The 1873-nt window shown below is 67.5% G+C and carries 2 protein-coding genes; one reads left to right on the forward strand and one right to left on the reverse strand.

Annotation, left to right across the window (positions count from 1 at the left end; all coding sequences use genetic code 11):
• Positions 1 to 230 precede the first annotated feature (230 nt).
• Positions 231 to 764 (forward strand): hypothetical protein, encoded by a 534-nt coding sequence (locus AB0I68_RS38985; protein WP_363182189.1) that lies wholly within the window; start codon positions 231 to 233, stop codon positions 762 to 764.
• Here AB0I68_RS38985 and AB0I68_RS38990 read toward each other — a convergent pair.
• Entirely contained in the window at positions 721 to 1512 is a 792-nt protein-coding gene (locus tag AB0I68_RS38990; protein WP_363182190.1) for an IS5 family transposase, read from the reverse strand. The two genes, AB0I68_RS38985 and AB0I68_RS38990, sit on opposite strands and share 44 nt — an antisense overlap.
• Between the last annotated feature and the right edge of the window lie 361 nt (positions 1513 to 1873).

A 1873-nucleotide genomic window follows, 5' to 3' on the forward strand; every position in this document is an offset into this window, starting at 1 on the left:
GTTCTCTCGCACTTCGTTACTCGACATCTCGAAGCGTGAAGAACGGCCGCGTCACGTACGCCCAGATCCCGGGGATCTCAGCAGGTCGAGTGACCGGCGACGTTAAACGCCAAGCTAAGAGGTTGTTGTCTTTCCGGACTTGAGGGCGGCGTTTTCGCTGGTCAGGAGTAGGGGCGGTGATTCGGTGGGAGTCGTGACCTGTCGTGTCGTCGCTCCCCGGGAGGTTGCGGATGCCGTCGGTTGTCGGACTGCTGGAACAGCACGAGCTCGCAGCTCGCTGTCGGGTGGACGGGCTGCGTGAGGAGGCCGACCGTATCCAGGCCGAACTGGCCGTGGCCGAGCTGGAATGGCAGGAGTGGGTCATCGCCCGCAGGCGGGTCGATGCGGTGCTGGCTCCGGACTGCGGCAACACCGCAGGCACGGAAGACGTCCAGGATTCGCCGACTGCGGGCGGGCCGGCGCCCCGGGACTCGGCGAAGCCGAAGTCGCAGGTGCCGGTGTGGCGTGAGGGGCTCGCCTGGTCGGTGCTGTCGGTGGACTACCAGCGCATTCTGCAGGCTCTCTCGGACCGGGACCGGCTCCATCAAGGGCCACTGACCTGCCAGGAGATGGCCGTGATGTTCGGTCTGGACGCGGTGTCGGCCAAGGTGGAGGCACTGCGGTCGAAGGCGAAACGCCTGGTCGCGCGCGGCTGGCTGGCCGAACTCGCGCCGGGCCGGTTCATGCTCGCGAAGGCCGCGGCCGCGCGAGGCGGCGGGTCATGAGCAGGGTCATCGACCAGTAGATCATCGCTTCGGCGCTGGCGGTGCGGCGTTCGTAGTCGCGTGCCAGGCGGCGGGTGCGCATCAGGTGGGCGAAGAGGCGCTCGACGATCCACCGCTTGGGCAGGACCACGAAGCCACGCATATCGTCGCTGCGTTTGACGATCGCGAGGACCAGGGTGAGCGTGGCCAGGCAGTACTCGACGAGGCTTCCGGTGTAGCCGCCGTCGGCCCAGATGAGGGCGAGGCGGTGGTGCGCGTCGGCCACCTGCCCGAGCAGGGCCTGGGCGGCGGCGCGGTCGCCGGTGTCCGCGGCGGTGACCATCACCCCCAGCAGCAGGCCGAGGGTGTCGACCACGACGTGCCGCTTGCGCCCGTTGATCAGCTTGCCGCCGTCGAAACCGCGGCTGTCCAAGCCGACGACAGCATCCGCTTTGACGGACTGGGAGTCGATCACGCCGGCCGTCGGCTCCGCGTCCCGCCCCTCCCTCTCGCGGATCCTCGATCGCAGCCGGTCGTGGAACTCTTTGACCAGGGCGTGGTCGCGCCAGCGGCGGAAGAACGCATAGACCCGGTCCCACGGCGGGAAGTCGGCAGGCATCGCCCGCCACTTGATGCCGTTGTCCACGAGGTAGCGGATCGCGTCCAGTATCGCCCGGTGGCAGTATGCCTCCGGCTGCCCGCCCCGGCCACGCATCCAGCCGGGCACCGGCAGCAGCGGCCGGCCCACGGCCCACTCCGCGTCTGTCATGTCCGAGGGATACCGCCGAACACGTTCCGGGTGATCGGCCGCATTCCCGAACCGGTGAGCGACACAATCACACGTCGGTACAGACGAGTTGAACTCCACCGGCTCCAGCACGTACAACTGCGGCAACAGGGTCTCCTGGATCTCGGTTGGCTTCGCAACCCCGAGCTACCAAGAGGCCCTGCCTTCATGCCCACGACCAGCTGCGATCACCCGATCGAGACTCCCGTTCGACACACACCCCTCAAGATCGGAACGACAACAGCTACTACTGACTTCGGCGTTTCAAGGTGAGGCTGGGGTGTCGAGGGTGAGTCCGGTGCCGGCTATGAAGCCGTCGAGGGTGTGGGGCCGGTATTGAAGG

The organism is Streptomyces sp. NPDC050448 (assembly GCF_040655295.1).
GTDB lineage: Bacteria > Actinomycetota > Actinomycetes > Streptomycetales > Streptomycetaceae > Streptomyces.

What these genes read in the sequence shown, in the direction of transcription:
- AB0I68_RS38985 (WP_363182189.1), top strand. Translation starts at nt 231, where the DNA reads ATGCCGTCGGTTGTCGGACTGCTGGAACAGCACGAGCTCGCAGCTCGC.
- AB0I68_RS38990 (WP_363182190.1), bottom strand. Translation starts at nt 1,512, where the DNA reads ATGACAGACGCGGAGTGGGCCGTGGGCCGGCCGCTGCTGCCGGTGCCC.